This window comes from Actinomadura formosensis NBRC 14204 (genome assembly GCF_001552155.1).
Taxonomy (GTDB): Bacteria; Actinomycetota; Actinomycetes; order Streptosporangiales; family Streptosporangiaceae; genus Spirillospora; species Spirillospora formosensis.
The window spans coordinates 25,877-32,788 of the sequence record NZ_BCQQ01000081.1; the positions used below are offsets into that span (position 1 = coordinate 25,877).

At 73.0% G+C, this 6,912-nt stretch carries 9 protein-coding genes; 5 read left to right on the plus strand and 4 right to left on the minus strand.

What is annotated here, in order from left to right:
- Positions 1-112: 112 nt before the first annotated feature.
- On the minus strand, positions 113-382 hold the full coding sequence (locus AF1_RS20835; protein WP_067801740.1) for a hypothetical protein: 270 nt from the start codon (positions 380-382) through the stop codon (positions 113-115).
- Between the two features lie 132 nt (positions 383-514).
- On the opposite strand from AF1_RS20835, the gene AF1_RS20840 reads away from it, so the two are divergent.
- Entirely contained in the window at positions 515-1,216 is a 702-nt protein-coding gene (locus AF1_RS20840; RefSeq protein ID WP_067801742.1) for an HAD family hydrolase, read from the plus strand.
- Here the strand turns inward: AF1_RS20840 and AF1_RS20845 are convergent.
- The 3 genes from AF1_RS20845 to AF1_RS36485 all read right to left on the minus strand — a co-directional run bounded on the left by AF1_RS20845 (position 1,208) and on the right by AF1_RS36485 (position 3,779).
- Complete coding sequence (locus AF1_RS20845) at positions 1,208-2,272, minus strand: TRM11 family SAM-dependent methyltransferase (protein ID WP_067801745.1); 1,065 nt, start codon at positions 2,270-2,272, stop codon at positions 1,208-1,210. The genes AF1_RS20840 and AF1_RS20845 overlap by 9 nt on opposite strands.
- Before the next feature lie 109 nt (positions 2,273-2,381).
- Complete coding sequence (locus AF1_RS20850) at positions 2,382-2,693, minus strand: hypothetical protein (protein ID WP_067801754.1); 312 nt, start codon at positions 2,691-2,693, stop codon at positions 2,382-2,384.
- A 96-nt stretch (positions 2,694-2,789) separates the two neighbouring features.
- Positions 2,790-3,779, minus strand: a complete 990-nt coding sequence (locus AF1_RS36485; protein WP_242608727.1) for a ferritin-like domain-containing protein — start codon at positions 3,777-3,779, stop codon at positions 2,790-2,792.
- 211 nt (positions 3,780-3,990) lie between these two features.
- Between AF1_RS36485 and rimP the strand changes: the two genes are divergently transcribed.
- The 4 genes from rimP to AF1_RS33535 all read left to right on the plus strand — a co-directional run.
- The gene (rimP, locus tag AF1_RS20865) at positions 3,991-4,683 is read left to right on the plus strand and encodes a ribosome maturation factor RimP (protein ID WP_067801756.1); all 693 of its coding nucleotides are present in this window, start codon (positions 3,991-3,993) and stop codon (positions 4,681-4,683) included.
- Positions 4,684-4,708: 25 nt separating this feature from the next.
- Positions 4,709-5,758, plus strand: a complete 1,050-nt coding sequence (gene nusA / locus AF1_RS20870) for a transcription termination factor NusA (protein WP_084263174.1) — start codon at positions 4,709-4,711, stop codon at positions 5,756-5,758.
- 4 nt (positions 5,759-5,762) lie between these two features.
- Positions 5,763-6,065: a YlxR family protein gene (locus tag AF1_RS20875; RefSeq protein WP_131732514.1), complete on the plus strand. Its 303-nt coding sequence runs from the start codon at positions 5,763-5,765 to the stop codon at positions 6,063-6,065.
- A 108-nt stretch (positions 6,066-6,173) separates the two neighbouring features.
- A partial coding sequence (locus AF1_RS33535; protein ID WP_174548875.1) for a translation initiation factor IF-2 N-terminal domain-containing protein occupies positions 6,174-6,912 on the plus strand: 739 nt, incomplete at its 3' end.

Consider the following 6,912-nt stretch of genomic DNA (forward strand, 5'->3'; position numbering starts at 1 on the left):
AACGAACCGCAAAGGGGCCCGTGTCACACGCGTCACCGGCGGCCGTGATCGGCTGCCGGCCAGGGGGCTCGCCCCGACGCCCGCACCCGGCCCGTGCGGGCGCCGGATGCGGTCAGGGCCGGCGGGTGGGGTGCACGGCGTCGGCCTCGGCGGGGGTGTCCGGATGCGGCCGATCCCGGTCGCCCGGCCTGGCCGCCTCCTTTTCGTACTCGGTGATGCTCAGTCCGTCCCGGCTCTGCTCGGGTTCCTCGATGACCAGGTCCTCGGGCGGGTCGGTCACGTACTCCTCGGTCAGGCGGATCTGCTCGTCCTGATCGTCGTCGCCCATGTGGTCGATGTCCGCGCGGAAGTCGCGGGACTCCCCGGGCTCGCGTGCCCTCATGGATTCCTCCCGGTTTGTCGTGATTTCATGTGATCGGACCGGTATCCCCGCTGACCCGGCCCCTACTCGCGGACGGCGACGAGCCCGCCGAGGACACCGGCGTACGCCGTCCGGGTGGTTACGATCCGGTGCATGGGCGTACAAGCTGTGATCTTCGACTGGGGCGGCACGCTGACCCCCTGGCACGACCTCGAACTGGCCGACATGTGGCGCGCGATCTGCTCCGCCCACCTGCCCCCGGAGACGGTCGAGAGGGCCGCCGCCGCGCTCGCCGACGCCGAGATGGAGCTGTGGCGCCGCGGCACCGAGGAGCACCGCAGCGCCACGCTCGACGAGGTGTTCGCGATGGCCGGGGTGGAGCCCACCGAGCCGCTCCTCGCGACGCACTTCGAGACCTGGACCCCGCACACCCACACCGACCCCGCCGTCCCCGGCCTGTTCCACGCCCTCCGCGAGCGGGGCATCAAGATCGGTGTCCTGTCCAACACCATCTGGTCCCGCGAGTGGCACGAGCGCGTCTTCGTCCGCGACGACGTCCTCGGCCTGCTCGACGGCGCCGTCTACTCCAGCGAGATCCCCTGGACGAAGCCGCACGCCGAGGCGTTCCGCGCCGCCATGGACGCCGTCGGCGCCACCGACCCCGAATCCTGCGTGTTCGTCGGCGACCGCCCGTACGACGACATCCACGGCGCCAAGTCCGCCGGCCTGCGCGCCGTCCAGATCTGGCACCAGACCACCCACACCTTCGAACGCCCGGGCCTCACGCCCCCGGACGCGCTCATCCACGGACTGGACGAACTGCTTCCGCACGTGGAGCGGTGGCATTCACCGTGAGGGTTTCGCGGCAACGATCAGGTCGCGGGAGATGGCCTGGTCCACGCGGTGGCGGAAGTCCTGGTAGGCGCCGGAGTCCCGGACTTCGAGCCCGCTGGAGGTGAGGATCTCGGCGAGCTGCTCACGGCGGCCGACGAAGGTGTTCCAGGAGATCCCCATCGCGCCGCCCGGACGCAGCAGCCGCGTCCACTCGGGCACGGCGGCCGTCAGCAGATCGATCGGGCTGCGCGACAACTGCGGCTTCCCCTTGCCGCCGGGCCCCGCGCCCTTGGGACGGCTCCCGTGCTGGACGCCGTACGGAGCGTCGGTCACGATCAGGTCGAACGAGGCCGGGCGGAAGAACTTCCCGGCCAGCAGCGAGTCGGCGTTCACGACGGTGATCTCCATCGTCTCGCCGCTCTTGTAACGCTCCTTGGACGCGCCGAGCGTGACGTGGAGACGGCGCCCGAGGACCGCCTTCTCCCGGCGGACGCTGGTGATCTCGGCCTGGTGCTTGACCCGGTTGTTCTTCAGCCAGGTCTTGATGAAGGCCGAGTAGGCGTCGAAGTCCTTGCCGTCGATATCGATCCCCGCGGCGTCCAGCCCGTACATCATGGCCTGGTTGAGGGTCGTGCCCCGTCCGCACATGGGGTCGAGGACGCGGGGACGGCCGGTCACCAGGTCCATAGGCGAATCGGTCGCCATCGCGGTGACGTTCAGCAGCAGCTTGGTGAAGTACTCGTTCGTCTTGCCGGAGTACTTCTGGATGGTCAGCAGGTCGCTGCCGAACACGTCGAGGGGCTGGAGCAAGACCGGACGGAGCAGCCCGTCCTCGATCTGGAACAGCGCGTAGAGCGACGACAGGTTCGACAGAAGGCGCACATCCTGGTCCGACAGGTCGTCGGCGGAGAACGTCACGTACGGGACGCCGCCGATGGCGGTCTCCTGAATGTCGCCGACGCGTCCGCCGAGGGCCTGTTCGCTGAACACCGTCAGCTCGGCCTTCACCAGGCGGGAGGCGGCCTGGGCATAGACGCGGTTGTGCGAGGGGGAGACGAGGAGGCCGTACGCGGTCATCTGGCGAACTCTACTGGTGACAAGAGGGGGACCGCCGGGACCGGTGGACCCGGCGGTCCCCGCACGGCCCTTGGGCGGGCCGTTCCTCCTCTGTCAGGCCGCGCGGGTGTCAGGCCGCGTGGGCGGGACGGTTCGGCCCGTCCCCGGCGGGGAGCTCTGCCCTGGCCCGGCCTTCCACCGCCGGCGGGACCTCCGCGGCCGGAAGGTCCGGCAGGTGCCGCGCGGCGGCGTTCAGCAACTCGGCCACCCGGCTCTTGAGGCTGGCGAGGTCGGCGCGCGCCACGTCCGCCTGCGCCTGCGCCCTGCGCGCCTGGCGCCGTGCGGCGTCACGCTCGGCCGCGAGCCGGTCGAGCTGTTCGCGGTAGGTGTCCCGCAGCTCGTCGAGGGCGCTGCGCCCGCCGTCCTGCGGAGTGGTGGTCACGTTTGGGCTCCTCCCCCGAGTGGTCCCTGTGGGTAGTCCCTGCACCACCGGGACCAACGCGATCGATCGGGCGCATTGTTCCCATCGTGCGGAAGATCACTCCCCCGGTTCGGGACGCGGCGACAGGGCCGCGGACGGCAGCCCGGGGAAGGCGTCGCGCGGCGCCGGGACGCCCGCCCGGGAACGCCAGCGGGCCGACCGCGCCATCGCCCGCTGCGCGCTGTCGGCGGCGAACGCCCGCAGATCCGGGGAGGAGAGCCCGGCGAGGCCGACGTAGGCGGGGACGAGGTCGTCCTCCAGCACCACCGCGAGCCGGGCGGCGCCGCGCGCGTCGGTGACCTTGACCGGAAGCCGGTACGCCGGCGCCGCCGCGACCGGCACGGCGGACAGGATCGACACGAGCGCGTCGCGCTGGGCCCGGTGCTCGTTCCACATCTCCTTCGCGGTCTCCCGCAGCGGCCCGCGCAGCCGGGCGCCGAGCACCCCGTACCCGTACACGGCCGCGTGTTCGGCGGCCAGCGCCGTCTGCACCGCCCGGGTGTCGGAGGCGGCCCGGACCGCCGGAGCCCCGCCCTTCACCGTCATGGCGTGGCCCGCCTCGCACGCGCCGATGCTGGCGAGCAACTGGGCCAGCGCAGGGCCCGCCTTGGCGGCGTCGGCCGTCCGTGCCCGCGCCGCGCGCTCCTCCGCACCGCGCAACTCCGCGAGCGCCCCGGAACCGCCGACGGGGATCAGGGGCGCCGTGCCGGGGGAGGGGGTGGCGCCGCCCTGGACCGCCCGGTCGCCGGAGCCGGGCACGTAGTGCCGCTTCAGGACCGCCAGATGCTCCCGGTGGTGCGTGAGGGCGAGGCTCAGGCGCCCGGCCAGCGAGGGGGCGACGGACAGCGCCGCCTCGTACGCCGCGATCAGGCTCTGCTCGGACGCGATCGCGCCGATGAGCACGGACACGTCCGTGCGCGGGGCCGCCTCCGCCGTGCAGCCCGCGAGCCAGGGCGGGACGAGCGCGCCACCGGCCAGCGCGGCGGCCCGGCCGAGCAGGGCCCGGCGTGACACGATTTCCGGCATGCGCGGCACGGCCTCTGGCAAGGCAGTCTCCTCACCCGGTGGTGTGGTGGCGGTGGCCCTCCGCGGTCGCGGGCTCTGGACGCGTCATCAGGCCAGCTCAAGCATTCCATATCCGCCGCGCCGCCGTGGCGCCGGAAAGACCGCTGTGGTCCCCGGCTGTCGATAGTCTTGAGGTGTCGACGGACGAGCGGTGACATCCGCGATCGCAGGCGCAACAACAGAGGGAGGACCCATGAGCGTCGAGTCCCGTGGTGGCCGCGCTCACGGGGGGCGTGGTCCGGGCAGGGGTGCCGACGGCTCCGCGCGCCCGTCGCGCGATGCCACCATCGCCGCGCTGACCCGGCTGCTCGCGCCCGCGGTGAACGCCGCGGGCTTCGATCTGGAGGAGATCGATGTGCGCCCGGCCGGCCGCCGCCGGCTCGTCAAGATCGTCGTGGACGGGGACGACGGGGTCAGCCTCGACGACATCGCCCGGCTGAGCGAGACGGTCTCCCGGCTGCTCGACGAGTCCGATGCCATGGGGACCTCGCCTTATGTGCTGGAGGTGACCTCGCCCGGCGTCGACCGACCCCTCACCGAGCCGCGGCACTGGCGCCGTGCCGTCGGCCGGCTGGTCGTCGCCCCGCTGACCGACGGGAGCCAGATCGAGGGCCGTGTGGTGGCGGCCGACGACGAGGCCGTCGAGATCGACGTCGTCCAGAAGCGCCGGAGCAGGGGAGCCGGGGGCGGCGGGAGGTCCGCCGGGCCGAAGAACGCCGGGCCGGAGACGGCGCGGCGCCGGTTCGGCCTCGGCGAGCTGGGGCGCGGTCGCGTGCAGGTGGAGTTCAAGCACCTCCCCGGGGAGCCCGGGGGGTCGTCCGCCGAGAGCGGCTCTCCTTCGAACCACGCGGCCGAGGAAAAGCGTTCTCCGGCTGAGCCGGATTAGAGGGGGGAACCTCGTGGACATCGACATGACCGCCCTGCGGAGCTTGGAGAGCGAGAAGGACATCTCGCTCGATGTGGCCGTCAAGGCCATCGAAGACGCCCTGCTGATCGCCTACCACCGGACGGAGGGCGCGGCACCGAAGGCGCGCGTCGAACTGGACCGGGAGAGCGGGCACGTGACCGTGTGGGCGACCGAGACCGACGAGGAGGGCAACGACCTCCGGGAGTACGACGACACCCCGACCGGGTTCGGCCGCATCGCGGCGACCACGGCCAAGCAGGTGATCCTGCAGCGGCTGCGGGACGCCGAGGACGAGCTGACGTTCGGCGAGTACGCCGGCCGCGAGGGCGACATCGTCAGCGGCATCATCCAGCAGGGCAAGGACCCGCGGAACGTGCTGGTCGACCTCGGCAAGATCGAGGCCGTCCTCCCGCCGCAGGAGCAGGTGCCCGGCGAGCGCTACGACCACGGCGATCGGCTGCGCGCCTACGTGGTGCAGGTCCGCAAGGGGCACCGCGGGCCGTCGGTGCAGCTGTCGCGGACGCATCCGAACCTCGTCCGCAAGCTGTTCGCGCTGGAGGTTCCGGAGATCGCCGACGGCACCGTGGAGATCGCGGCGATCGCCCGCGAGGCCGGCCACCGCACCAAGATCGCGGTGCGCTCGCGCAAGCCGGGGGTGAACGCCAAGGGCGCCTGCATCGGCCCGCTCGGCAGCCGGGTCCGCAACGTGATGGCCGAGCTGCACGGCGAGAAGATCGACATCGTGGACTGGTCGGACGATCCCGCGGAGTTCGTCGGGAATGCCCTGTCGCCCGCGCGGGTTTCCCAAGTCAAGGTGGTCGACGCCGACGCCCGGGTCGCCCGGGTGGTCGTGCCCGACTACCAGCTGTCCCTGGCCATCGGCAAGGAGGGGCAGAACGCCCGCCTCGCGGCCCGGCTGACCGGCTGGCGGATCGACATCCGCTCCGACACCGAGCCCGAGCAGGCGCCCGTGAAGACCACCGAGTCCGGCCAAACCGGATCTTCTACGTCAGGAGAGCATGCGACAGGCCCCGCCGACGCCTCGGCGCGGTAGACTCATGAAACGTGGCCGGGCGGCCCCTGTACGTACGTGTGTGGGCTGCCGGGTTCGCACGGTCAAGTCCGACCTGCTGCGCCTGGTGGTGGTCGAGGGCGTCATCGCCCCCGACCTCGACGGGTGCCTGCCGGGACGGGGTGCGTATCTGCATCCCGAGCCGGGGTGTCTCGAGCTCGCGGAGCGGCGTCGGGCGTTCCCGCGGGCGTTCCGCCTGCCGGGGCCGCTCGACGGTGGCATGCTGCGAGAGCGGCTTGCGGCCCGCGCCGCGCGGCAGCAGGATGGCCGAATGGTAAGCGACGTCTAGTCGGAAGCAGGTCGAGATTGCTATGAGCGCTCGATGAGCACGCCGCGATGAGTACGGCAAGTTAGCGACGGTCCGGAGGCCGCACCCCCGGACCGAGTAGGGAGTGCAGTGGCGAAGGTCCGGGTTTACGAACTCGCCAAGGAGTTCGGTGTCGAGAGCAAGGTCGTCATGGCCAAGCTCCAGGAAATGGGCGAGTTCGTACGGTCGGCGTCCTCCACGATCGAGGCGCCGGTCGTTCGCAGGCTGACAGAAGCCTTCTCAAATTCTTCTTCGTCCCCCAAGCAGGGGGACAAGCGGGGCGCGCCGAAGCGACCTTCGGCTCCGCGTCCCGCCGCGCCGCGTCCGGGTCCGCCCGGCGGCGCGTCCGACGGGCAGGGCGCGCGCCCGCAGGCGCCGCGTCCCGCCGCACCGCGTCCGGCGGCACCCCGTCCGGGCCCCGGCGGCTCCGGTGGTCCCGGTGGCTCTGGTAGCCCCGGTGGCGCCGGTGGCCAGGGGGGTGGCGTGCCCAAGCCGGCTCCGCGTCCGCCGGTCCCGCCGGCGCCGAGCACGCCGGTGAACGCGCCCGTGGCGCAGGGCCCGGGTGCCCCGCCCTCGGGTGGTCCCGGCGGCGGCAACCGCGTGCCGGGCGGCCCGAAGCCGGGCCCCCGCCCGCCCAAGCCCGGCCCGCGTCCAGGGCCCCGGCAGGGCGGTGGAGGCGGCGGCCGGCCGCGTCCGGGCAACAACCCCTTCAGCTCGACCAACACCGGCATGGGCCAGGCGCCCAAGCCGGGGCCGCGTCCCGGCCCCCGTCCGGGCGGTGACCGTCCGGGCGGCGGCGGTGCCGCGGGCGGTCCGCGCCCCGGTCCGC

Coding starts and splice junctions, on each gene's coding strand:
- AF1_RS20835 (WP_067801740.1), bottom strand. CDS start 382: ATGAGGGCACGCGAGCCCGGGGAGTCCCGCGACTTCCGCGCGGACATC.
- AF1_RS20840 (WP_067801742.1), top strand. CDS start 515: ATGGGCGTACAAGCTGTGATCTTCGACTGGGGCGGCACGCTGACCCCC.
- AF1_RS20845 (WP_067801745.1), bottom strand. CDS start 2,272: ATGACCGCGTACGGCCTCCTCGTCTCCCCCTCGCACAACCGCGTCTAT.
- rimP (WP_067801756.1), top strand. CDS start 3,991: ATGAGCGTCGAGTCCCGTGGTGGCCGCGCTCACGGGGGGCGTGGTCCG.
- nusA (WP_084263174.1), top strand. CDS start 4,709: ATGACCGCCCTGCGGAGCTTGGAGAGCGAGAAGGACATCTCGCTCGAT.
- AF1_RS20875 (WP_131732514.1), top strand. CDS start 5,763: ATGAAACGTGGCCGGGCGGCCCCTGTACGTACGTGTGTGGGCTGCCGG.